Raw genomic sequence first — 21,642 nt, 5'->3', positions numbered from 1 at the left:
TCAGCCGCGGCCGATGAACGGCATGCCCGCTGCGGTGATGACCACCGAGCCCACGCTCGCCGTCGCAGGCATGTTGGCCATCATCAGCACCGCACGGGCCGCGTCCGGCACAGGGAACGTAGGTTCCACGCGCCGGCTGCCGTCCGCCTGCAGCGCACCTGCGCCCACCCCGATGGTGTCCATCAGTTCCGTGGCCGTATTGCCGATGTCGATCTGCCCGCAGGTGATCCCGAACCCGCGGCCATCCAACTCGATGCTCTTGGTCAGCCCGGTGATCGCATGCTTGGTCACGGTGTACGCCACGGTCCGCGGCCGCGGTGAATGCGCAGCGATGGAACCGTTGTTGATGATCCGGCCGCCCTGCGGTTCCTGGGACTTCATGGCGCGGACAGCCGCCGCGGCGCACAGCATGGCGCCGGTCAGGTTCACCGCGAGGGTGTCGTTCCAGTCCTCGAGGCTGATCTCGTCCACCCCGGCCGCGGGGCCGAACACCCCGGCATTGTTGAACAGCACGTCAACGCGCCCCCACCGTTCCCGGACGGCCTGGAAGAGACGTTCGACGTCGGTTGGCCGGGTGATGTCGCACGGCACCACCAGCGCGTCCGGGTTGCGTGCGGCCGTCTCTTCGAGCTGGGCTTCACGGCGTCCGGCGAGTGCCACACGGTAGCCGTCAGCAAGCAGCTGGCGGGCCACCTCGCGGCCGATGCCGGAACCCGCGCCGGTCACGACAGCGGTGCGCCGCGGAGAATTCGCGCCGCGCACGTTACCAGCGGGGGTGGATGGCATCGCGGAAGTAGTGGTCGTAGATCCAGCGGACGCCGTCGTCGAACCCTCCGGGCAGCGCCACGGACGCTGCCGCGGCGTTCGCATGGGCCTGTTCCACGTTTCGGGCACCCGGAATGACGGTGGTGACGCCATCCTGGGCGGCCACCCACGCGATCGCGGCCTGGGCCATCGACGCGCCCTCAGGGACAAGCTGTTCGAACTCGGCCACAGCCTTGAGCCCCAGCTCATAGTCGACGCCCGAGAAGGTCTCGCCCACGTCGAACGCGCTTCCGGTGCGGTTGTAGTTGCGGTGGTCGTCCTCGGCGAAGGCCGTGTCCTTGGCGTACTTGCCGGTCAGCAGGCCGGAGGCGAGGGGGACGCGGGCGATGATGCCCACGCCTGCCGTCTTGGCCGCCGGAAGCACCTCGTCCAGCGGTTTGAGCCGGAACGCGTTGAGGATGATCTGGACGGAGGCCGTCCCGCTGTGGCGGATCGCTTCCAGCGCCTCATCGGTGCGCTCGACGCTGACGCCGTAGTTGCGGATGGCTCCCTCGGCAACGAGCGTATCCAGGGCGTCGTAGACCTCGGCGCTGCTGTAGACGGGCGTGGGCGGGCAGTGCAGCTGGACGAGGTCGAGAGTGTCCGTGCCGAGGTTTTTCCGCGAGCGGTCCACCCACTGGCGGAAGTTGGCCAGGGTGTAGTTTTCGGGCACTTGCTCCGCGCGGCGGCCCATCTTGGTGGCCACGGTGATGTCCAGCCCCGGGTTCTGGGCCAGGAACGTGCCGATGGCCTGCTCGCTGCGCCCGTCGCCGTAGACGTCCGCTGTGTCGAAGAACCTGACACCGGCTTCGGCCGATGCTGCGAGGACGGCCTGCGCCTGCTCCGGCTCCACGGATCCCCAGTCCGCTCCGAGCTGCCAGGTTCCCAATCCAACCACGGAAACGCTCCGGCCGGTCTTCCCCAATATCCGCTGTTCCATCCTCCGACTATAGGGGCACGCCTGCCGGGGTCCGGAAAATTACGACGGCGGCACGTCAGTATTCGGTCCGGTCCTCCAGTGCGTTCCAGGTAGTAAAGGGTTCCAGCGGGGCCGGCGAAGGGCTGCCGGCCAGTTCCAGCTTGGAGACAGCCATCAGGGAGCCGCGGTCCGGATTCTGGAAATATTCGTAGAAGACGGCGTCGTCAAAGCCTGCGGCGGCGGCATCATGCCGGTCGGCGGCATAGACCACCTTGCCTATCCTTGCCCAAAGGGCCGACGCCAGGCACATGGGGCAGGGCTCGCAGCTGGTGTACAGGACGGCACCGGTGAGGTCGAAGGTGCCCAGTTCGCGGCAAGCGGTCCGGATGGCGGTGACCTCGGCGTGTGCCGTGGGGTCGTTGTCCGCGGTGACCCGGTTGACGCCGTCGAACGCTTGCCCGTCCGCGGTGACGACCGTGGCGCCGAACGGGCCGCCGTTGTTCAGGACATTGGCCGTGGCCAGCCGGACGGCGCGGGACAGGAACTGTTCGTCGGTGGCAGTGGTGCTCATGATGCGACTCCCTTGCGCCGAAGCCGGGCGGGCGCGGCCCGGTGGAACCAGGTGCGACGGCGAGCCAGGATTCAGCGGTGTGCTGTTGAAGGTTCAGTAGCGCCTGGTAGATAGCTTCCCGTGTGGGTGCCCGCCGTTGGCAGAATCGAGATTAGCACCTAACGTGGCCGCATGAACCCGTCCAAGGCACCGGCGCAGATCCTCGACGTTGACGGCCACGAGGTCCGCATCTCCAGTCCGGACAAAATGGTGTTTCCCGAGGCCGGGCTGACCAAGCTGGACCTGGTGCGCTACTACCTTGCAGTGGCAGAGGGCGCACTGCGCGGGGCAGGCGGGCGTCCCATGGTACTGAAGCGGTTTCCCAAGGGCATCGATGCGGAGCCGTTCTTCCAGAAGCGGGTGCCGGAGAACCATCCGGACTTCATCGGCACGGCAACGCTGCAGTACGCGTCCGGCACGTCCGCGGAGGAGGCCGTCATCCGGGACGCCGCGGGCCTGGCCTGGGTGGTGAACCTGGGCTGCCTGGACCTGAATCCGCATCCGGTGCGCGCCGAGGACCTGGAGCACCCCGACGAACTGCGGGTGGACCTGGACCCGATGCCGGGCGTGGAGTGGGCCCGGATCGTTGACACCGCCTATGTGGCCCGGGATGTGCTGGCCGATACCGGGCTGGCGGGCTGGCCCAAGACCAGCGGTTCGCGCGGGCTGCATATCCTGGTCCGGATCGCCCCGGAGTGGTCCTACCGGGATGTCCGGCTCGCTGCCGAGACCCTGGCCCGCGAAGTGGAGAACCGTGCCCCCGGACTGGCCACTGCACGGTGGTGGAAGGAGGAACGCGGCGAGAGCGTGTTTGTCGATTTCAACCAGAACGCCAAGGACCGCACCGTTGCCTCAGCGTACTCAGTGCGGGCACTGCCCGATGCCCGTGTGTCCACGCCGCTCACCTGGGATGAAGTCCGATCTGCCCGGCCGGAGCAGTTCACCGTACCCACCGTGCTTCGCCGCTTCGCAGAATCCGGCGACGCGCATGAGGGAATCGACGATGCCCCCGGACGGCTGGACGGCCTGCTGGACCTGGCGGCGCAGCTGGGCCCGGCGGAGAAAGCCCCGCGTGCGGGAGACGGTTCGGGCCGCCGTCGGTCCGTCATGCCCTTGGTCGAGGTAGCCCGGACCAAAACGAAGCCGGAGGCCCTCGCCGCTCTCGAGGAGTGGAAGTCCCGGCACCGGGACGTGGTCCCTGCCCTCACCCCGGCCGATGTCCTGGTGGACGGCATGCGCGGATCGAGTTCGCTCTGGTACCGGGTCCGGGTGAACCTGCAGCACGTCCCCGCACCGGACCGGCCGGCGCAGGAGGAACTGATCGCGGACTACGATCCCTGGGCCGGCAAGCAGCCCGGCTCCTGAATCCCACGGATCAGGGGTCCGGCAGACTAGGGATTCAGGACCACCTTGATGCAGCCGTCCTCTTTTTTCTGGAACTTCTCATACAGTGCGGGCGCCCCGTCCAGCCCCGAGCGGTGGGTGACCAGATCCATCACCCCCAGCGGGTCGGCGTCGTCCTCCACCAGCGGAAGGAGGTCATCCGTCCAGCGCCGCACGTTGCACTGTCCCATGCGGACCTGGAGCTGTTTGTCGAACATGGTGAGCATGGGCATGGGGCTGGCCTGTCCGCCGTAGACGCCGCTCAGGGACAGGGTCCCGCCGCGCCGGACGGCGTCGATGGAGGTGTGCAGCGCGGCCAGGCGGTCCACCCCGGCGGTTTCCATCGCCTTCTGGGCAAGCTTGTCCGGCAACAGCCCGAGTGCTTGGTGCGCAAAGCCCGCCACCGGCGAACCATGGGCTTCCATGCCGACGGCGTCAATCACCGCGTCCGGGCCCCTCCCCGCTGTCTTCCCCCGGAGTTCGTCCGCCACGCCCTTGCCGTAGTCCAGGGTTTCCACGCCGTGCCGGGCAGCCATGGCCCGGCGTTCCGGGACCGGGTCCACGCCGAGGACACGAAGGCCGCGCTGCACGCCGATCCGGCTGGCGAACTGCCCCACCGGGCCCAGCCCGAACACGGCCAGCGTTCCACCCTGCTGTACGTCGGCGTACTCGACGGCCTGCCAGGCGGTGGGCAGGATGTCGGAGAGGAACAGGTACCGTTCATCGGGCAGGTCGGTTCCCACCTTCACCGGACCGTAGTCCGCGTGCGGCACGCGCAGGTACTCGGCCTGGCCGCCCGGAACGGAACCGTACAGCTCCGAGTAGCCGAAGAGGGCCGCCCCGGAGCCCTTGTCCTTGACCTGCGTGGTTTCGCATTGCGACTGGAGGCCCTGGCGGCACATGTAGCAGGACCCGCAGGCGATGTTGAACGGAATTACCACCCGGTCGCCCTTGCGGAGACCGGACACCCCGCTGCCTACTTCCTCCACGATGCCCATCGGTTCGTGCCCGATCACGTCCCCCTTATGCATGTAAGGGCCCAGGACCTCGTACAGGTGCAGATCCGAGCCGCAAATCGCCGTGGAGGTGATCCGTACAATGGCGTCCGTCGGCTCCTGGATTACCGGATCCGGTACTTCTTCCACGCTCACCGAGCGCTTGCCTTGCCATGTCAGTGCTTTCACGGTGTTCCTTCCGCCGGGGTCCTCTTATCGGGGGCCGGCAACGGCCCTTATTCGACGCTAGCGGGAAAGGCCGGAAAAAGTAAGCATGCTGATGAAACTCTTGTGGGAGACGCGCGGGGCTTCTAGCGTAGGAGGGGACAGAGTCCGGCCCACACCAGTGAAAGAGGTCCACCATGTCGCCGTACCAGCCGGAACCGGTTGAAATTTCCACCCGCATGCGGCCGGGCGAATGGACCGAGACCAGCCTTGAACAGCTCGTCGATACCTACCGGGCGCGCATCATGGAGATGGGCGCCAGCCTCACCGAGATCTACACGGACGTTGACCGCAACGACGATGGCTCGGTCAAGGTGGTGGTGTCCTGGCTCAAGCCCGGGGATCCGGCGGCCGGAACGGTCACCGATGGCCCACTTCGGTAGCGTCCAACAGCCGCCCGATGGCGCTTGAGGTCAGGTTGGCCAAGAGCTCACGCGGATCCTCATAGACTTCGGCAGCGCCGGCGTCCCGAAGTTCAGCGGCGCTGATGCCGCCGCAGGTGACCCCTATGGCGGGAATGCCCAGTGCAGCTGCGGCCTGCATGTCCCAAACGGCGTCCCCCACGTAAACGGAGTCCGCCGCGTCCACATCGACCGCTGCAAGGGCGGCAACCAGGATGTCAGGCGCGGGCTTGCTTTCCTTCGCGTCGTTGGCACTGGTGGCGGCGTCAATGGCCGCGTCTGCATCCAGGATCTGCCGCATTGCCTGCAGGTCCCGCTCCCGGGCGGAGGAAGCAAGCGCCACGGCCAGCCCGGACGAATGGCACTGCAACAGCAGGTCCTTGGCGCCGCCAAGCGCGCGCAGCGACGGCCAATGGGAGGCGTACAGCGCCGAGTGGCTGGCGAGGATCTCCTGGTCGGCGCTGCGGTCCCGGCCAGCCGGTAGAAGGCTGTCCACCAAGCGGTCTCCGCCCATGCCCACGCAACGGTGGATCCGGGCCATGGGAACGTCGTAGCCCTGCTGGCGGAAGGCGCCCCACCAGGAAAGGGTGTGCACGTAGGAAGAGTCGATCAGCGTGCCGTCAACATCGAACAGCACCCCCCGGCGGCGGCCAGGGGTAGCGGAGCCGGCGGGCCGGCCGGGATGCGGACTCAACTGACCGCCGCCCGCCGGACCTCCGGCGCCTTCTTGCGCCGGGCGGCTTCTTCCTTGGGCGAACTTACGGGGCGGACCCGCTCCCGAAGCACGGACCCGTGGCCGTCATGGCTCCGGTCCCGGATCAGGCCCGTCCCGGCAATCTCCCGCGCCATGGCCACACCTGCCACGGCGGCGCGCTTGGTGGGAAACGTGACCGAGATGGCCATCAGTTCTCCGGCGCCGTCGAGCATGCGGACCCGATACCCGCCGTCGGGGGCATCCACCAGCTCAAAATATCCGGCCATTACTATCACTCCTCCGTCGATCACGGCACCGCACCAGGGCGCTCCGTGAGTATTAGTAAGTTTACTTACTTATCCTGGGAAGGAAAAGCTCGCTCTCAGATTTCCCGGCGTTCCGGGGCGTCCTGCCCCTCCGGCCTACCCTCCGGAGGAATCGGGGTATCGCTCCGGCGCACCGTATCCTGATAGAGCTCCAGCGCGCTAGTCACAAGCGCGAAGTGACTAAAAGCCTGGGGAGTGTTGCCCAACTGCCGGCTGGCACGCACACCCCACTCCTCGCTGAGGAGCCCGACGTCGTTGCGCAGTTCCAGGAGCCGCTCGAACAACTCGCGTGACTCCTCGTGCCGGCCGGCACCCAGCAGCGCCTCCACCAGCCAGAAGGAGCACGCAAGGAAGACACCCTCGTCACCCGGCAGGCCGTCGTCGCTCTCCGCCGGCCGGTACCGGAGGACGAAACCGTCTTCCGTCAGTTCCCGCTGGATCGCGTCAATCGTGCCCACCACACGCGGATCGTCCGGCGGCAGGAATCCCACCTTGGGAATAAGCAGTAGGCTGGCGTCCAGTTCAGGCCGGCCGTATGACTGGGTAAAGGTGTTGCGTACCGGGTCGAAACCGTTGGCCATCACGTCCGCGTGGATGGTGTCCCGCAGCGCCTCCCAGCGTTCCACCGGCCCGGGCAGCCCGGACTCACGGACGCCTTTGACCATCCGGTCTGCCGCAACCCAGGCCATCACTTTTGAATGGGTGAAGTGGCGCCGCGGCCCGCGCATCTCCCAGAGCCCGTTGTCCGGCTTGTCCCAGATGGTTTCCAGGTGCTGCATCAGGACCACCTGGAGGTCCCAGGCCTCGTCCGTGTGCTTCAGCAGCGAATTCCGCGTCAGCGCGAGGCAGTCCAGCACCTCGCCCCACACGTCCAGTTGCAGCTGGTCCACCGCACCGTTGCCGATCCGCACCGGGCCGGACCCCTCATAGCCGCGCAGCCAGGGCAGCTCGATCTCCGGCAGCCGGCGTTCGCCGTGGATGCCGTACATGATCTGGAGGTCGGCGGGGTCGCCGGCCACTGCCCGGAGGAGCCAGTCCCGCCAGGCCCCGGCTTCCTTCGTGTAGCCCGCCGCCAGCAGCGCCTGGAGGGTCATCGCGGCGTCCCGAAGCCAGCAAAAGCGGTAATCCCAGTTGCGGGACCCGCCCAGCTGCTCCGGGAGCGACGTGGTCACGGCGGCAACAATGCCGCCCGTAGGACCGTACGTGAGGGCCTTCAGGGTGACCAGGGACCGGACGACGGCATCCTGGTATTTGCCCTTGACCGCGCACTGGGATGCCCAGCCGCGCCAGAAGGCGTAGGTGGTGCCAAGTACCTCTTCCGCGTCCACGGTCTGCGGCCGCCCCACATGGCTGGGCGCCCAGGTGAGCACGAACGGGACGCGTTCGCCCGCACTGACGGTGAACTCGCTGGTGGTATGCATGTTTTCGCCGCGCAATGGGGCAGGGGTGGCAAAGTAGACGGCGTCCGGCCCGGCGATGGCGTGCAGGCCGAACTCGTCCCGCCGCACCCACGGAACGATGTGCCCGTAATCGAAGCGCAGCACCAGCTCCGAGCGCATCCGCACGGTTCCGGTGACGCCCTCAACTATGCGCACCACGTCCGCAACGCGGTCCCTCGGCGGCATGAAGTCGATGACCCGGACGGCACCCTCGGGAGTCTCCCACTCGGTTTCCAGCACCAAGCTGCCGTCCCGGTACTGCCGCCGGGTACACGGTCCGGCGCCTTCGGGAGCGATGAGCCAGCGGCCGGCGTCGGGCGTGTCCACGAGGGCGCTGAAGCATGCCGGCGAGTCGAAGCGCGGCAGGCAAAGCCAGTCGATGGAGCCTTCCGTGCTGACCAGCGCGCCGGTCTGAAGGTCCCCGATCACCGCATAATCCTCAATGCGCGCCATGGACCAACATTGCCACACGGGCGCGGAATTGGCAGGAACCCCGGCGGGTGTAGCCTGCTGGGGTGGGAGTCCATTTCGGTACCTCCGGCTGGAGCTACGACCATTGGGAAAACGTCCTATACCCGCCGGGCCTGCCCGGCCGCGAACGGCTGGCCTGCTACGTTGCCGAATTCAGCAGCGTGGAACTGAACGCGAGCTTCTATCGTTGGCCCCGGGAGACCTCCTTCGCCAGCTGGAACCGGCGGCTGCCGCCCGGCTTTGCCATGTCCGTCAAGGCTCCCCGCGGCCTTACCCACGCCAGGAAGTTGTACGCGCCGGAGGTGTGGCTGGAGCGGATCAGCCGGTGCTGGCATGAACTCGGCGACAAGCGAGCCGTGCTCCTGGTCCAGTTGCCACCGCAGATGGCCCGCGACGACGCCCGGCTGGACTACTTCCTGGCCGCCGTCCCTCCGTGGGTCCGGGTGGCGGTGGAATTCCGGCACCCCAGCTGGGAGGACCCGGAAGTGTTCCGACTGCTTGAACGGCGGCAGGCCGCCTACTGCGTCATGAGCGGCGCCAACCTGCCCTGCACCCTGCGCATCACGGCACCATTCGCCTACGTCCGGCTGCACGGACCGGACCACGAGCACCTGTACGGCGGTTCCTATTCGGACGCGGACCTGCACTGGTGGGCTGAACGCATCCGCGAATGGTCCAGCCAGGGCGTGGACGTGTACGCCTATTTCAATAACGACGGCGGCGGCAACGCTGTGCGGAATGCCCGGACCCTGCGGGGCATCCTCGGCGCGGGTTGAGCGGGGCGCGGAGGCAACGGCCGCAGTCCGCCCGCAGCCAGCGGGGGAGCCAGCGGCGCAGATCGCCTCGCTGTGGCAGAGTGGTGGCATGGATACGGCTCCCCAGAAACCGTCGCAGGACCACCCGCAGGATGCGCCCCAGGCGCTTCCCCCCGCCGCCGAGGCGGCCTTCGATGCTGGCCTGGACCCCCGCGCAATCTCCGGCAACCAGGTGTTCCGGCTCGCACACCGGACTTCCGACGCCGTCAACGCCCTTCGCGTCCGGCTCGCCAAACGCTGGAAGTTCGAGCCGCAGACCATCGCCTATCAGGGCTACGGATCCACCACGCGCGTGCGCATCCTGGGCCGGGTCCTGCTGACCCGGAAGCCGCAGCCGGGAAGCCGCGCCGAACACGCCGCCCTGAACGGAACGCAGAACGTCCGGGGCTGGCGCGCCTTTACCAGCGTCCCGGTCCAGTTCACCGACGTCACCATCACCATCGGGGACGTCGTCACCAAGGTGCAGGCAGACCGGGGCGGGCTGATCGATACCGAGGTCGACGTCCGGCTGCAACCAGGGCTGCACACCGCAGTCCTGCAGGCCGCCGGCACCGAACCCGCGGAAGCCCTGGTCCGGGTGATCGCGCCGGACGTAAAGTTCGGCATTGTTTCGGACATCGACGACACCGTGATGGTCACCGCCCTGCCCCGGCCCTTCCTGGCGCTGTGGAACACATTCGTCCTCAGTGAGCGTGCCCGGATGGCGACCCCCGGCATGGCCGTCCTGCTGGACCGGCTCACCATTGAGCACCCGGACGCACCGGTCATCTACCTGTCCACCGGCCCCTGGAACGCCGCCCCCACCCTGGCCCGTTTCCTGAACCGGAACATGTACCCCGCCGGCGCCCTCCTGCTCACCGACTGGGGCCTGACCCAGGACCGCTGGTTCCGCAGCGGCCAGGACCACAAGCACAAGAACCTGGAGCGGCTTTCCCGTGAGTTCCCGGACATGCAGTGGCTCCTGATCGGCGACAACGGCCAGCACGACGAGGCCATCTACTCCGGCTTTGCGGCACAGTACCCGGACAAGGTGGCCGCCATCGCCATCCGCCAGCTGTCCATCAGCGAATCCGTGTTCGCTGGCGGCCACTCCGAGGACGGCGACCATACCGCCTCCAAGGTGCCGTGGATCTACTCTCCGGACGGCGCCGGGATGGCCAAACAGCTGACCGCCCTTGACCTGCTCTAGCTAGCCTGGCTAGCCCTGCGCCGTCGCGGCTACCTCACCTGCCGCTTCGTCACCTGCAACAGCGCGGACGACGGCGGCAGTCGCCTCGGCGGCGAGGTCACGTTCCTCGATGAGTTCCTGGAGCCAGAAATAGGACGCCTTCGGCGTGCGCTCGAGCGTCTCGTGATCCAGGTGCACGAGTCCGAAGGGCTGGTTGTAGCCGGCGGACCATTCGAAGTTGTCCATCAGTGACCAGACGTAGTAGCCGCGCAGGTCCACCGATTCGGCCATGCCGCCAGGAGCCGTGGCCCGCAGCGCGGTCTCCAGGTGGTCCGAGAGGTACTTGAGCCGGCGCTCGTCCGGGATGAACCGGGTATTGGTCGACTTGTCGCGGACAATGATGTCCTCGAAGCTTGCGCCGCCCTCGGTCAGGATCACCGGCGGAAGATTGGGGTAGCGCTCCCCCATCTCCTTCAGCGCCACAGCCATGTACTCCGGCTTTACCGGCCAGCCGTACGCCGTGATGTCCGCTTCCGGCCACGTTTCCACGTGGAAGGGGGTTCCGCCGTTGCCGGCGGCGCTGAGGTCGCTGCCCATGGCTTCTGCCATGCTGGCCGGCACTGCTCCGCCGCCCGGGCCTGCCGCCACCTTGGTGGGCATGTAGTAATTCAGCCCGTAGAAGTCCAGGGGCTGCGAGATGGTCTCCATGTCCTCGTCAGGGTGTTCAAAGGTGCTGAAGAATTTGGCCGCCCGAATCAGGTCCGGGTATTTCCCCGTCAGCACGGGGTCCGCGTAGAGCCGGTTCTGCGCAAGGTCCATCAGGCCTGCGCTGACCCGGTCCAGCGGGTTGATGGAGTTGGGCACCATCGGCGAGTAGACGTTGGTCATGCCGATCTCGCCAGGCACTCCGACGGCGCGGAGGGCCTGCACTGCGAGGCCGTGCCCCAACAACTGGTGGTGCACGGTGGGAAAAGCGCCCAGGGCAAGCTCTTTCCCGGGTGAGTGCAATCCGAACGCATAGCCGTTCGCACTCACCGTGGCGGGTTCATTAATCGTTACCCACCGCGCCACCCTGTCACCGAAGGCCTCCGCCAGGATGCCGGCGTATTCGGCCAGCCGGTGGGCCATGTCCCGGTTGAGCCAGCCGCCCTCCTCATCGAGGGGAAGCGGTGTGTCCCAGTGGTAGATGGTGGCCATGGGCGAGATTTCATTGGCCAGGAGCTCGTCCAGGAGCCGGTCGTAGAAGTCCAGGCCGGCCTGGTTAACCGCTCCCCTGCCTTTGGGCTGGATCCGCGGCCAGGCGAATGAGAACCGGTAGGAGTCCACGCCCAGCTGCTTCATGAGCGCCACGTCCTCCGGCATGCGGTGGTAATGGTCGCAGGCTATGGCGGGGCTGTGGTTCTCCACGATGGCACCTGGCCTGGCGGCAAAGACATCCCATCCCGCCGGACCGCGGCCATCTTCATCAAGGGCCCCTTCGATCTGGAACGCCGCCGTGGCCACACCGAGGGTGAACCCCGGCGGGATGATGGCGGCGAGGTCCTTGGCGGTGATGTGCATGGGCGGGCCCCTTGTGACGGCTGGACAGGTACGTCCCAGAATGGCACAGCGGGCGGTCCCTGACGAGTATTTGCCCGTCCGCCGTACCACGGTCCCTACTGCGATCCGAAGAGGAACTCTTTGGCGTGCGCCACTGCCTTGCGGAAGGCGTCATTCCGCAGCGTCACCAGGTGCTCGGTCTCGCCGTCGGCCGGTTCAAGGTAGCCCGTGTAGCCCGGCCGCAGGACCCAGATGTCCCCGGCCGGGGGAAGATAGAAGACGCCGAAGGAGCGCTGCTGGCGTTCATCGCTGCTCCACACGGGCACCACAGCCAGGGCAGCTCCGGTGGCAGGGTTGATCCACTGGGCCCGCGGCAGGGGCTGCTCATGCGCCTCCGGATCCAGGAACGGGGCCGTCCCCTCACCCCACCGCTGCTCGAAACGCTCGTGGAATGCCGGGATCAGGGGTGTATCGTAGCGTCGCCATTCGCTCATTCGACTCTCCGCCTCCTTGCGGTTGATTGGTTGTGGTCCTCCGGGGCCCGCTAGGACCAGGGGCCGCTTTCCCAGCGGACGGGTGTCACCCTGAGAACGGGACCGGAAGATCCGGCATCCGGCCGCGGCTGCGCCTTGCGCACCGGGATAGCCGTGCCCTCCGGGGCCGCCAGTTGCCTGTCGTAGGCTGCGCGGCGCTGCGGATCGCGGAGCACGTTGAACGCCTGCATGATCCGCAACAGCTCGTCTTCCGGCACCGGTCCGTGGTCCATGTCAGGGTGGTGGCTGCGCATGAGCGCACGGTAGGCACGTGAGATTTCCTGAGCGCCCGCGTCCCGCCGGACTCCCAGTACGGCGTAGTGGTCAGGATCGGAGGTCATGGAAACTCCCCGGGAAGCTACGGGCGCTCCGGGCGCGGGCACCGGGGGCGGCCCGTGTCCGGAGCGTCGTGGCTATTTGTTGATCTCCTGCATCTGGTCCTGCTGGGTTTCGATCTCGATCTTGCGCGGCTTGGCCTTCTCGGCCACCGGAATGCGCAGGGTCAGCACGCCCTGGTCGTAGCTGGCCTTGATGTTGTCCGTGTCCAGGGTGTCGCCGAGGATCAGCTGCCGGCTGAAGACGCCGCGCGGCCGCTCCGAGGCCACCAGTTCCACGTTGGGCTGCGTTGGATCCTGGCGCTCTGCCCGCACGGTCAGGACGTTGCGTTCGACATTGAGGTCGAGCGTGTCCAGCTTGACACCCGGAAGGTCGAACGCCACCACGAACTGGCCGTTCTCCTGCCAGGCGTCCATGGGCATGGCCGCCGGCCGGGCGGCCGTTCCGAAGACCTGCTGCGTGAGCCGGTCCAGCTCACGGAACGGGTCCGTCCGCATCAACATCATTTCCCACTCCTTCAGCTTCTAGGGTGTTGGATCTAAGCCATATCCACGCCCGTAATCTATGGTGATGGATATAGATTTTTTATAGCACCCGTGGGAAACTGAAGCAATAGCCCGCTCAATTTCTGGAGACCCCATGGCAGACGAACACGGCCGCGCCGGCCGACCCGCCCCCGGGCACGCCGTTTATGCCATTTCCGTCGCCGCCAAGCTCGCGGGCACGGGGCAGCAGAACATCAGGCTCTACGAGACAAAGGGCCTGCTGACACCGTCGCGCACATCGGGAGGCACCCGCCAGTACAGCGACGACGACGTGGCGGTGCTCCTGCGCATCGGCGAACTCCTGGACCAGGGTCTGAACCTGGCCGGCGTGGCCAAGGTGTTGGAGCTTGAGGAGGCAAACTCGAGGCTCCACCGGGCGCTGAAGCGGGTCCGGTCGCAGCAGCAGAAATAGCGAGGCCGCACGAAGGACGCGGACGACGGCGGGTGGCCGGGTCAGTCGTTCGGCGTTTCCGCCGTGGACAGCTCGCCGGTGATCCGCTCGCCCGGGATGCGCGCGGTGCGCCACGTGTCCAGGGCGATGACTGCGCCCAGGATCACCAGCGACAGCGAGAGCGAGGCCAGGGTGTCGCTCAGCCAGTGGTAGCCCAGGTATAGCCGGCTCAGCGCTGCGAGAATGATGCCCACACCCGCTCCGATGAAACCGAACACTGCCGCGCGGCTGTTCTTGCGCCGCGAGAAGATCAGGAACGTGCCCACCAGCAGGAAGTCGCAGGCGCCCAGGACATGGCCGGACGGGAACGAAAACGTGTGGTCGATACCGAAGAGCATCTGCTCCACCGGCGGCCGTGAGCGCCGGACGATGTGCAGGATGATCTGCGAGACGATGACGCCGGTGAGCATGGCCCCGGCCAACAGGATGGGCCGCCAGGCATGCTTGGCCAGGAACCCCCAGGCCACGTTCACCACCAGGACGATGATGGGGAGCGCGATGGGGCCAAAGACGATGGCCAGGAAGATCATCACGGCCGTGAGCGTGTCTGACCGGAGCGTCAGGAGCCAGTCCCGGACGGGAACGTCAGCGGCGGAGAGCCCGTCGGCCTGCACCACGCTGATCAACGTTGCAATGAAGAGCACCACCCCGGTAGCCGCCAGCGTCGCTGCGGTCCGGTAGAGGCTCCTCCGGTCCTCGGGGTCCATGTAGCGCTCCTCCACGACGAACTTGTCATGGAAGGCGCGCCATCTGCCGCCTTTTCCGTTGGTGCCGGATGCTGTTGTCTGGTGCTGTCCCACTGTGTTGTGCCCGTCCGTACGCCGAAGATTTGCTGAGTGAAGACTATCCCGACTCAGCATGTTTGGTCCCGCCGCATTGGACGGGCGGCTGGGTGGCGACGGCCCGTTTCCTGGGCAGCACAGCTAGAACGAACCCGTGGTGAACTGCCAGGTTTTGGAAGCAAGCGCATTCCCGGCCAGGTCGCGGATGCCGGCAGTTCCGCCGGTGAGCGTCACCGTGTACTTCGTCTTCTTGGCCAGAGCCAGGCTGGGATCCAGGATCCATTGGTTGGTAGTCCCGTTGCGGAATACCCGGGCAGAAACCGTCGCACCGGTGGAGGCATTCTTTACCGTAAAGGTCCCGGTTCCAACACCCTGGACCGCCTCGCTGAACGTCACCGTGATGTTGCTGCCCCGCTTGACCAGGAGTGCGTTGCTTCCCGGTGCAAAGCCCGTGATCACCGGAGCCGGGCCCGTCAGGAACGTCCAGCTGGCGGTCGCCAGCGGCGTCCCCGCGGTGTCCCGGATGGCTGCGCTGCCGCCCACCAGCGTGGCGGTGTACATGGTGTCGGCGGCCAGGCTGGACGTGGGGTCCAGGACCGCGGTCCGTGTGGTCGGGTTGTAGGACACAGTTGCCGGCACCGTGGTCCCGGCAGCGGTCCTGAGCACGAAAGTGGAAGATCCAACACCCTGCACACCGGTGCTGAAGGTTGCCGTGACATTGGCACCCGGCACCACCCCCGTGGACTTGGCGGCAGGGCCCACGGCCGTGACGGTGGGTGCAGGTGCGGAGGGAGCAGCAGGCGCTGCCTCCGCGGGCGGTGAATACAGGAGACGGTTCGGCGTGCCGGCGCTGCTGCCCGTGATGGCTCCCGCCGTCGCGTTGGCGTTCAGTGATCCGGCGACCTGCGCAGGAGTAAACGCGGGGTTCTGCGCGAGCAGGACCGCGGCTGCGCCGGCGGCGTGGGGTGCTGCCATGGATGTCCCCGACATGGAGGCCGCGGCGGTAGTGGAGGTGTAGGAGGCGGAAGCAATGGCAACCCCGGGCGCGTACAGGTCGACGCAGGAACCGTAGTTGGAGAAGGACGCCTGCCGGTCGGCGGAGTCGCTGGCGGCCACGGTCACCGCGGCCGCCACCCGGGCGGGGGAACTGCCGCAGGCGTCGACGGCAGAGTTGCCGGCGGCCACCACCGCAGTGACGCCATCATTGATGACTCCCTGCACGGCGGAATCCACCGCGGTGCTGGTGCCGCCGCCCAGGCTGAGGTTGGCAACGGCGGGCTCGCCGGCGGCATGGTTGGCCGCGATCCAGTCCAGGCCGGCCACAACATCGGAGTTATAGCCGGACCCGTTGCAGTCCAAGACGCGGACGGGAACCACTGTGGCGCCCTTTGCCACGCCGTAGGTGGCGCCGGCAACCGTGCCCGCAACGTGTGTGCCATGGCCGTTGCAGTCACCGGTCCCGCGTCCGTCGGCCACTGCTGTCCAGCCTCCGGCCACCCGGCCGCCGAACTCCGAGTGGGACGCCAGGATGCCGGTGTCCACGACGTAGGCCTTCACGCCGGAACCGGAAGCGGTCCAGGTGTAGGAGCCCGAGAGCGGAAGGGCCCGCTGGTCCAGCCGGTCCAGGCCCCACGGGGACGGCTGCTGCGACTCGGTGGCGCTCACCCGGGCATCCGCTTCCACTGACAGCACCCGGCCGGAGCGCGCCAGGGCTGCAGCCTGGGCCGGGGTGGCGGTTACCACGGCGCCGCGGAAGGCGTGGGCAAAGGTCCGGCCCACTGCCAACCCCTGGGCCTTGAGCCCGGCAGCTTCGGCGGCCACATCGGCCCCCGGCGTGTATTGGACAATATAGCGGCCGGCCGGTGCAGGATCTGCCGCAGGAGCGGCCTGGGCCGGTACGGAAACGGTGACGAGCGCGAGGGCCGGAACGGCCACAGCAAGGGCTTTGCGGGCGAAGGGGAAGATGCGAATCGGAGGATCCTTGGGGTGGCAATGTCGGACGTGGGAAGCGGTCACATAACCCCGCTACAAAAAGGATAGGAACGGGCCACCCGCCCGGGCCCGCTCCTTGCACGATCCTGTGCCAACCTTTGGCGCCCGCTGCGCCCCCTGCGGATCTGCCGGGCTTAGCCCTGGTGGTCCCGCCAGGAGTGCTGGGGCTCAAAGCCCAGCAGACGCCGGGCCTTGTCGATCGCCAGCATGGTCTCGTGCTCGCCGAGTTCGCGGGTGACCTTCACCGCCGGAAATACTTCCGCCGCGAGGCTGGCGCTGGAGCGGCTCATCACCGTGTCCGCGTTGGCGACAATGAACGCCTCAAATCCGGGCTTTCCGTTCTCCAGCGCCCGGGCCACGGCCTGTGCCCCGTCCCGGCCGTCAATATAGCCCCACAAGTTCCACTTGCGGAGCGTGGCGTCGGCGTCGAAGGACGGGAATTCCCTGTAGTCCTCCACGTCCATGACGTTCGAGAAGCGCAGGGCAACGATGCTTAGCTCCGGGTCCCAGCGGGTCAGCTCAACGGCCATCTGTTCCTCGAGGTGCTTCACCAGGGAGTAGGTGCTTTCGGGGCGGGCAGGGTACTCCTCGTCGACAGGAATGTAGGGAGGGTCGATGTCGAACGGCAGCCCGAGCACCGTCTCGCTGGAGGCGTACACCACCTTTTTGATCCCGGCGCGCCGCGCTGCCTGGAACACGTTGTAGGTGGAGAGCATGTTGTTCTCGAACGTCGCGGCATCCGGAAGGAGGCCCGGCGCCGGAATGGCACCCAAGTGCACGACGGCGTCGAACCCGGTATGCCGGTCATCCACGCCCAGCAGAGCGTCCACCACCTGGCCGTAATCGCGAAGGTCCACCACGACCAGGCCGGGACTGCGGCTGCCGGCCCGGTCCAGGTTGAGTACCTGGTGCCCGTCCTCGATCAGCCTGTGCACCACGTGCCGTCCGAGCTTGCCACTGCCTCCGGTTACTGCGATCTTCATCGGTGTCCTTCCGTTCGGGCGTGCGTCCGGTTCCGCGCAGGCGGAACCGGCATCGAATTACGACGGCGGCGGGCCCCGTCCGCGTACACCGAGACTACCTGCCAGGGCGCCCCTGCGCGGCCCTGGATGGGCGCGTCATGATGACACCGGCGCACTCCCGGGGATGTATATACTCATGCATATCGGTTTAGCAGCAGGCCGTTGGAAAGCGCGTCAATCCAGCGACCTCCACCGCATCCCGGCCTGACGGCGGGACGGCTGTGTGTTGCCGGCTCGTTTTGACCTGAGCGAATGGCACTAATAATCGTGGCCAGCGAGTCAACAGCTAAAACCGAAACCTCCATCACCGAACACCTGCACGAACTGGTCCTCAACAGCTCCGACGTTGAGGACTTCCTTAACGAACTCGCGCAGGTGTCTGCCCGCAACCTCACCGAGCCCGGCGACGAGATGCTCTGTGCCATCACCCTGCTTCGCCAGCGGAAAGCTGCCACGGTCGCCAGCAGCAGCCATGACGCCAAGGCTGTCGGTGAGCTCGAATACCAGTTCAGCCGCACGCCCAGCCTGTCGGCAGCCGATTCCCGGGAAACCGTCCATGTCCGGGACCTGGAGCAGCAAACAGAATGGCCGGACTACGCCGAGGCAGTCCTGGCCCAAGGCGTGCGCTCCGTGGTGGCGATCCCCTTCGAACTCGAAGGCGAAACCAAGGCTGCCCTGCTGCTGTATTCGGGACGCCCCCACCGCTTTGCCGGCCGAGTCCTGGACATTGCCGAAGACTTCGTGACCCAGGCTTCCCTGGCACTGCGCCTGGCCGTCAGGTTCGCCCATTACAGCGAAACCGCAGCAAACCTCCGGGCCACCCTGGAGACGCGTACGGTGATCGACATGGCGGTAGGCATCATCATGGCCCAGAACCGCTGCAGCCAGAGCGACGCGTTTGAGATCCTCAGGACGGCGTCCAGCACCCGGAATTCCAAACTGCATGACGTGGCTGCCGCCGTGGTCAATTCCTTGGGCCAGGGACCGGCCCGCACCCACTACGACGGGTAGCGGGCCGGCGCCTGCTACTTGGCCAGGAAAGCGAGCAGCGCCTCGTTGACCTCGGCGGCGTGCGTCCAGAGGAGCCCGTGCGGCGCACCCTCGATCTCGACGTACTCCGCTGCGGGCAGGGCCTTGGCGAAGAGCCGCCCCGTCGTTTCGATGGGAAGGATGTTGTCCGCGGTGCCGTGCAGGATCAGGGCAGGGACGTCGATCTTGGGAATGTCCTTCCGGAAGTCCGTGAGCCAGGTGGGCTGGGCGGCCACGGACGCGGTGGCGCCGGAGGAAGCAGCCAGGTTCCAGCTGGCGTTGACCGCTTCCTGGCTGAGCCGCGGCGTTCCCAGGAACGTGTCCGCGTTGTAGAAATTCTTGAAGAACTCCGTGAAGAACGCGTACCGGTCCGCCGTGACGGCCTCCATCAGCCCGTCGAACACTTCCTGCGGGACACCGTCCGGGTTGTCGCCGGTCTTCAGCAGGAACGGTTCCAGCGACCCAAGGAAGGCGGCACGGGCCACGCGGCCTGAACCGTAGGTGGAGAGGTAGCGGGCCACCTCGCCGGTTCCCATGGAAAAGCCCACCAGGACGGTGTCGTTCAGGTCCAGGGTGTCCAGGAGAACCTTGAGGTCCGCGGCGAAGGTGTCGTAGTCATAGCCCACAGTGGGTTTGCCCGACTTGCCGAAACCGCGGCGGTCATAGGTGATGACCCTGTAGCCGGCCGAGAGCAGGGCGGCCGTCTGTTTCTCCCAGGACGAACCGTCCAGCGGGTAGCCGTGGATCAGTACCACCGGCTGCCCGGTGCCGTGGTCCTCGTAATAGAGCTCGATGTCAGTGCTGTTTTCAGTTCCTACGGTGATGTATGCCATCGCTTCGGTCCTTTCTCGACTGGTATCGGTGCCCTCCGGATCAGGCCTTGGCTGCCTTGCCGGGCAGTGCCAGCCGGAAAATTTTGCCCCAGGTGGAGCCGACCTGCTTCAGCAGCGGCCCGGTGGTGTAGCTCAGACCGTACCGCTGGCAGATTTCCCGGACCTTGGGCGCCACCTCGGCGTACCGGTTGGAGGGCAGGTCCGGGAAGAGGTGGTGCTCAATCTGGTGCGAAAGGTTGCCCGTCATGATGTGCATGAACTTCGACCCGGAGATGTTGGCGGAACCGATCATCTGGCGGATGTACCAGTCGCCGCGGGTTTCGCCTTCGGCCATTTCCTCCGTGAAGGTGTCAGTACCTTCGGGAAAGTGGCCGCAGAAGATCACCGCGTGGGCCCACACGTTCCGCACGGCGTTGGCCGTGATGGTGCCGTAGAGTGCCTGCTTGCCGGAGCCGGTGAGCATGGCAACGGCCGGGGTCGCGGCATAGTCCTTCGTGAACTGGGTGACAACCTTCTTGCCGAGGGCCTTGAGGTCCTTAAGCAGCGCTTCCTTGGACTTCGTGCCTTCCTTGAACTCCGTGAGCTCAAGGTCGTAGATGGCGATGCCCCACTCGAAAAAGGGCGCCAAAATGGCGTTGTACAGGGGGTTGCCGAGGTTCATCGGCTTCCACGGCTGGTTCTCGTCCATACGCAGGAGGTTGTATCCGACGTCGTTGTCCTTGCCCACGACGTTGGTCCAGCGGTGGTGGAGGTCGTTGTGGGTGTGCTGCCAGGAGCGTGAGGGCGTGACGAAGTCCCACTCCCACGTAGTGGAGTGGATGTCGGGATCCCGCATCCAGTCCCATTGGCCGTGGAGCACATTGTGCCCGATCTCCATGTTTTCCAGGATCTTGGCCAGGCTCAGCAGCGTGGTTCCGGTGACCCAGGCGGCCTTGTTCTTGCTGACCAGCAGCGCGGCGCGGCCGGAGATCTCCAGGGCCCGCTGGACTTTGATCACGCGGCGAATGTAGGCGGCGTCTTCTGCGCCGCGCTTGGCAAGGACCTCGTCGCGGATTGCGTCGAGCTCGCGGCCCAGCTCCGCCACCTGCTCGTCGGTGAGGTGCGCGGCGGCGGGAGGACGGACCGTGGGGCTGCCCGATTCGGCGAGCTTGCCGGGGCGGGCGCGCGTGGGTGTTGGCTTGGAGGGTGAAATGACAGACATACCTTGATGCTCCTCAGAGTTCGAGGTTGACGGGTCCGGCGGCTGCCGAGACACACGTTTGAATCAGTTGGCCGGGTTCGCCATGGATTTCCCCGGTGCGGAGGTCGCGGACCTGGCCGGCCAGCAACGGTGTGAGGCAGCTGTGGCAGATGCCCATCCGGCAGCCGCTGGGCATCAGCACCCCGGCGTCCTCGCCGATGTCCAAAAGGGGAGTATCGCCGTCGGCCTCGACTTCCCGGTCCGAGGCCTCGAAGGTGACCAGTCCGCCGTCGTGTCCCACGCCCGCGTTGAACGTGGTGTTGAACCGTTCAATCATGAGGTTCCCGGGTTCACCGGGGACGGCGAGGTCGGTACCGGCGCCGGCGGCGGTGAGTGCGACCCGGTTCCAGAGCGCTTCGGCGTCATCCAGGAAGCTGTCAGGACCGCAGGCGTAGGCAGCACGTTCCTTCCAGTCCGGGCAGATCTCGTCGAGCTGCTCGGTGTTGGAGAAGTCCATCCGGCCCTGTTCTCCGGTGAACCAGTGTGCCAGGCGGAAGTTGGGGAACTGGTCCGCGAGCTCGGCAAGTTCCTCCCGGAAGAGGCTGTCGCCGGGGCTGCGGGCCGAGTGGACCAGCACGACGTCGGCATCCGGGCGTCGTGGCACCAGCGTGCGGATCATGGACATCACCGGAGTGATGCCGCTGCCGGCGGTGACCATCAGGAGCGGGCGGGGATGTTCCGGGAGCACGAAATCACCCTGCGGCGGCGCGAGGAACAATACGTCGCCCGGTTTGGTGGTCCGGACGAGGGTGCCGGAGACGGCGCCGACGTCAGTCACCGTGATGGCCGGATCCTTGCCGGCAGGGGCGCTCAACGAGTAGGAGCGCCAGTGGCGGACCCCGTCGAGTTCGACGCCGATGCGCGCCCACTGGCCAGCAAGGTGCGCCTTCCAGCCGCGGCCGGGGCGGAAAAAGATCGTGGCGGACTGGGCGGTTTCCTGCACCACGCGCGTGACTACGCCGCGCAGCTGGCGCGCGGAATAGACCGGATTGAACAGTGCAAGGATGTCCTCCGGCGCCAGGGGCGTGGTGAGCACAGTGGCCGCCTGGGCCAATTGCCGTAACCGGATCATGCGATCAAGCCTAATGCG

23 protein-coding genes are annotated in these 21,642 nt (G+C 66.9%); 6 read left to right on the top strand and 17 right to left on the bottom strand.

Annotation, left to right across the window (positions count from 1 at the left end; translation table 11 throughout):
- The 3 genes from ACFWIX_RS01475 to ACFWIX_RS01465 are packed head-to-tail and all read right to left on the bottom strand — an operon-like array spanning position 1 to position 2,294.
- The gene (locus tag ACFWIX_RS01475) at positions 1–786 is read right to left on the bottom strand and encodes an SDR family oxidoreductase (protein ID WP_377214337.1); all 786 of its coding nucleotides are present in this window, start codon (positions 784–786) and stop codon (positions 1–3) included.
- Positions 764–1,744 carry an aldo/keto reductase gene (locus ACFWIX_RS01470; RefSeq protein WP_377214336.1) on the bottom strand — a complete coding sequence of 327 codons (981 nt, stop codon included), beginning with the start codon at positions 1,742–1,744 and terminating at the stop codon, positions 764–766. Before ACFWIX_RS01470 ends, ACFWIX_RS01475 begins: the two co-directional genes overlap by 23 nt.
- A gap of 55 nt (positions 1,745–1,799) precedes the next feature.
- Positions 1,800–2,294, bottom strand: a complete 495-nt coding sequence (locus tag ACFWIX_RS01465) for a nucleoside deaminase (protein WP_377214335.1) — start codon at positions 2,292–2,294, stop codon at positions 1,800–1,802.
- A 171-nt stretch (positions 2,295–2,465) separates the two neighbouring features.
- Between ACFWIX_RS01465 and ligD the strand changes: the two genes are divergently transcribed.
- Complete coding sequence (gene ligD, locus ACFWIX_RS01460) at positions 2,466–3,698, top strand: non-homologous end-joining DNA ligase (RefSeq protein ID WP_377214334.1); 1,233 nt, start codon at positions 2,466–2,468, stop codon at positions 3,696–3,698.
- Positions 3,699–3,724: 26 nt separating this feature from the next.
- Here ligD and ACFWIX_RS01455 read toward each other — a convergent pair whose 3' ends face one another.
- Positions 3,725–4,900, bottom strand: coding sequence for a zinc-dependent alcohol dehydrogenase (locus ACFWIX_RS01455; RefSeq protein WP_377214333.1), 1,176 nt, complete (start codon positions 4,898–4,900; stop codon positions 3,725–3,727).
- 173 nt (positions 4,901–5,073) lie between these two features.
- Between ACFWIX_RS01455 and ACFWIX_RS01450 the strand changes: the two genes are divergently transcribed.
- The gene (locus tag ACFWIX_RS01450) at positions 5,074–5,319 is read left to right on the top strand and encodes a hypothetical protein (RefSeq protein ID WP_377214332.1); all 246 of its coding nucleotides are present in this window, start codon (positions 5,074–5,076) and stop codon (positions 5,317–5,319) included.
- Here the strand turns inward: ACFWIX_RS01450 and ACFWIX_RS01445 are convergent.
- From ACFWIX_RS01445 to ACFWIX_RS01435, 3 genes are all read right to left on the bottom strand, one after another.
- A complete protein-coding gene (locus ACFWIX_RS01445; RefSeq protein WP_377214331.1) occupies positions 5,297–6,031 on the bottom strand; it encodes an HAD family hydrolase in 735 nt (244 codons plus the stop codon). The genes ACFWIX_RS01450 and ACFWIX_RS01445 overlap by 23 nt on opposite strands.
- Positions 6,028–6,318 (bottom strand): hypothetical protein, encoded by a 291-nt coding sequence (locus ACFWIX_RS01440; RefSeq protein WP_377214330.1) that lies wholly within the window; start codon positions 6,316–6,318, stop codon positions 6,028–6,030. The genes ACFWIX_RS01445 and ACFWIX_RS01440 overlap by 4 nt, the downstream gene beginning before the upstream one ends.
- Positions 6,319–6,413: 95 nt before the next feature.
- Positions 6,414–8,249, bottom strand: a complete 1,836-nt coding sequence (locus ACFWIX_RS01435; protein WP_377214329.1) for a glycoside hydrolase family 15 protein — start codon at positions 8,247–8,249, stop codon at positions 6,414–6,416.
- A 62-nt stretch (positions 8,250–8,311) separates the two neighbouring features.
- On the opposite strand from ACFWIX_RS01435, the gene ACFWIX_RS01430 reads away from it, so the two are divergent.
- Both ACFWIX_RS01430 and ACFWIX_RS01425 read left to right on the top strand, forming a co-directional pair.
- Positions 8,312–9,043 carry a DUF72 domain-containing protein gene (locus ACFWIX_RS01430; protein WP_377214328.1) on the top strand — a complete coding sequence of 244 codons (732 nt, stop codon included), beginning with the start codon at positions 8,312–8,314 and terminating at the stop codon, positions 9,041–9,043.
- Positions 9,044–9,131: 88 nt separating this feature from the next.
- On the top strand, positions 9,132–10,271 hold the full coding sequence (locus tag ACFWIX_RS01425; RefSeq protein ID WP_377214327.1) for an App1 family protein: 1,140 nt from the start codon (positions 9,132–9,134) through the stop codon (positions 10,269–10,271).
- Positions 10,272–10,280: 9 nt separating this feature from the next.
- Here ACFWIX_RS01425 and ACFWIX_RS01420 read toward each other — a convergent pair whose 3' ends face one another.
- From ACFWIX_RS01420 to ACFWIX_RS01405, 4 genes are all read right to left on the bottom strand, one after another.
- Complete coding sequence (locus tag ACFWIX_RS01420) at positions 10,281–11,810, bottom strand: glycoside hydrolase family 1 protein (protein ID WP_377214326.1); 1,530 nt, start codon at positions 11,808–11,810, stop codon at positions 10,281–10,283.
- 95 nt (positions 11,811–11,905) lie between these two features.
- Positions 11,906–12,283: a hypothetical protein gene (locus tag ACFWIX_RS01415; protein WP_377214325.1), complete on the bottom strand. Its 378-nt coding sequence runs from the start codon at positions 12,281–12,283 to the stop codon at positions 11,906–11,908.
- A gap of 50 nt (positions 12,284–12,333) precedes the next feature.
- Positions 12,334–12,663, bottom strand: a complete 330-nt coding sequence (locus tag ACFWIX_RS01410) for a J domain-containing protein (protein ID WP_377214324.1) — start codon at positions 12,661–12,663, stop codon at positions 12,334–12,336.
- A gap of 72 nt (positions 12,664–12,735) precedes the next feature.
- Positions 12,736–13,161, bottom strand: a complete 426-nt coding sequence (locus ACFWIX_RS01405; protein ID WP_377214910.1) for an Hsp20/alpha crystallin family protein — start codon at positions 13,159–13,161, stop codon at positions 12,736–12,738.
- A gap of 136 nt (positions 13,162–13,297) precedes the next feature.
- On the opposite strand from ACFWIX_RS01405, the gene ACFWIX_RS01400 reads away from it, so the two are divergent.
- Entirely contained in the window at positions 13,298–13,615 is a 318-nt protein-coding gene (locus tag ACFWIX_RS01400; protein ID WP_377214323.1) for a MerR family transcriptional regulator, read from the top strand.
- 41 nt (positions 13,616–13,656) lie between these two features.
- On the opposite strand, the gene ACFWIX_RS01395 is transcribed toward ACFWIX_RS01400, so the two are convergent.
- The 3 genes from ACFWIX_RS01395 to ACFWIX_RS01385 all read right to left on the bottom strand — a co-directional run bounded on the left by ACFWIX_RS01395 (position 13,657) and on the right by ACFWIX_RS01385 (position 17,411).
- The gene (locus tag ACFWIX_RS01395; protein ID WP_377214909.1) at positions 13,657–14,361 is read right to left on the bottom strand and encodes a phosphatase PAP2 family protein; all 705 of its coding nucleotides are present in this window, start codon (positions 14,359–14,361) and stop codon (positions 13,657–13,659) included.
- 216 nt (positions 14,362–14,577) lie between these two features.
- Positions 14,578–16,452: a S8 family serine peptidase gene (locus ACFWIX_RS01390; protein WP_377214322.1), complete on the bottom strand. Its 1,875-nt coding sequence runs from the start codon at positions 16,450–16,452 to the stop codon at positions 14,578–14,580.
- A gap of 110 nt (positions 16,453–16,562) precedes the next feature.
- Positions 16,563–17,411 (bottom strand): NAD-dependent epimerase/dehydratase family protein, encoded by an 849-nt coding sequence (locus ACFWIX_RS01385; RefSeq protein ID WP_377214321.1) that lies wholly within the window; start codon positions 17,409–17,411, stop codon positions 16,563–16,565.
- Between the two features lie 306 nt (positions 17,412–17,717).
- Between ACFWIX_RS01385 and ACFWIX_RS01380 the strand changes: the two genes are divergently transcribed.
- A complete protein-coding gene (locus tag ACFWIX_RS01380) occupies positions 17,718–18,461 on the top strand; it encodes an ANTAR domain-containing protein (protein ID WP_377214908.1) in 744 nt (247 codons plus the stop codon).
- Between the two features lie 14 nt (positions 18,462–18,475).
- Here ACFWIX_RS01380 and ACFWIX_RS01375 read toward each other — a convergent pair whose 3' ends face one another.
- The 3 genes from ACFWIX_RS01375 to ACFWIX_RS01365 are packed head-to-tail and all read right to left on the bottom strand — an operon-like array spanning position 18,476 to position 21,624.
- A complete protein-coding gene (locus tag ACFWIX_RS01375; protein WP_377214320.1) occupies positions 18,476–19,312 on the bottom strand; it encodes an alpha/beta fold hydrolase in 837 nt (278 codons plus the stop codon).
- Positions 19,313–19,352: 40 nt separating this feature from the next.
- Complete coding sequence (locus ACFWIX_RS01370; protein ID WP_377214319.1) at positions 19,353–20,513, bottom strand: fatty acid desaturase family protein; 1,161 nt, start codon at positions 20,511–20,513, stop codon at positions 19,353–19,355.
- Positions 20,514–20,526: 13 nt separating this feature from the next.
- Positions 20,527–21,624 carry a ferredoxin reductase gene (locus ACFWIX_RS01365; protein ID WP_377214318.1) on the bottom strand — a complete coding sequence of 366 codons (1,098 nt, stop codon included), beginning with the start codon at positions 21,622–21,624 and terminating at the stop codon, positions 20,527–20,529.
- Positions 21,625–21,642 lie beyond the last annotated feature (18 nt).

The sequence above is a fragment of the Pseudarthrobacter sp. NPDC058362 genome (assembly GCF_042723515.1).
GTDB lineage: Bacteria > Actinomycetota > Actinomycetes > Actinomycetales > Micrococcaceae > Arthrobacter.
Note: the sequence above shows the minus strand (reverse complement) of the source record. Positions and strands in the feature narration are given on the sequence as shown.

Bases quoted from the DNA above. Each gene is read 5' to 3' on its own strand.
- ACFWIX_RS01475 (WP_377214337.1), bottom strand. From the start codon at position 786: ATGCCATCCACCCCCGCTGGTAACGTGCGCGGCGCGAATTCTCCGCGG.
- ACFWIX_RS01470 (WP_377214336.1), bottom strand. From the start codon at position 1,744: ATGGAACAGCGGATATTGGGGAAGACCGGCCGGAGCGTTTCCGTGGTT.
- ACFWIX_RS01465 (WP_377214335.1), bottom strand. From the start codon at position 2,294: ATGAGCACCACTGCCACCGACGAACAGTTCCTGTCCCGCGCCGTCCGG.
- ligD (WP_377214334.1), top strand. From the start codon at position 2,466: ATGAACCCGTCCAAGGCACCGGCGCAGATCCTCGACGTTGACGGCCAC.
- ACFWIX_RS01450 (WP_377214332.1), top strand. From the start codon at position 5,074: ATGTCGCCGTACCAGCCGGAACCGGTTGAAATTTCCACCCGCATGCGG.
- ACFWIX_RS01440 (WP_377214330.1), bottom strand. From the start codon at position 6,318: ATGGCCGGATATTTTGAGCTGGTGGATGCCCCCGACGGCGGGTATCGG.
- ACFWIX_RS01435 (WP_377214329.1), bottom strand. From the start codon at position 8,249: ATGGCGCGCATTGAGGATTATGCGGTGATCGGGGACCTTCAGACCGGC.
- ACFWIX_RS01425 (WP_377214327.1), top strand. From the start codon at position 9,132: ATGGATACGGCTCCCCAGAAACCGTCGCAGGACCACCCGCAGGATGCG.
- ACFWIX_RS01420 (WP_377214326.1), bottom strand. From the start codon at position 11,810: ATGCACATCACCGCCAAGGACCTCGCCGCCATCATCCCGCCGGGGTTC.
- ACFWIX_RS01415 (WP_377214325.1), bottom strand. From the start codon at position 12,283: ATGAGCGAATGGCGACGCTACGATACACCCCTGATCCCGGCATTCCAC.
- ACFWIX_RS01410 (WP_377214324.1), bottom strand. From the start codon at position 12,663: ATGACCTCCGATCCTGACCACTACGCCGTACTGGGAGTCCGGCGGGAC.
- ACFWIX_RS01405 (WP_377214910.1), bottom strand. From the start codon at position 13,161: ATGTTGATGCGGACGGACCCGTTCCGTGAGCTGGACCGGCTCACGCAG.
- ACFWIX_RS01400 (WP_377214323.1), top strand. From the start codon at position 13,298: ATGGCAGACGAACACGGCCGCGCCGGCCGACCCGCCCCCGGGCACGCC.
- ACFWIX_RS01395 (WP_377214909.1), bottom strand. From the start codon at position 14,361: ATGGACCCCGAGGACCGGAGGAGCCTCTACCGGACCGCAGCGACGCTG.
- ACFWIX_RS01385 (WP_377214321.1), bottom strand. From the start codon at position 17,411: ATGAAGATCGCAGTAACCGGAGGCAGTGGCAAGCTCGGACGGCACGTG.
- ACFWIX_RS01375 (WP_377214320.1), bottom strand. From the start codon at position 19,312: ATGGCATACATCACCGTAGGAACTGAAAACAGCACTGACATCGAGCTC.
- ACFWIX_RS01370 (WP_377214319.1), bottom strand. From the start codon at position 20,513: ATGTCTGTCATTTCACCCTCCAAGCCAACACCCACGCGCGCCCGCCCC.
- ACFWIX_RS01365 (WP_377214318.1), bottom strand. From the start codon at position 21,624: ATGATCCGGTTACGGCAATTGGCCCAGGCGGCCACTGTGCTCACCACG.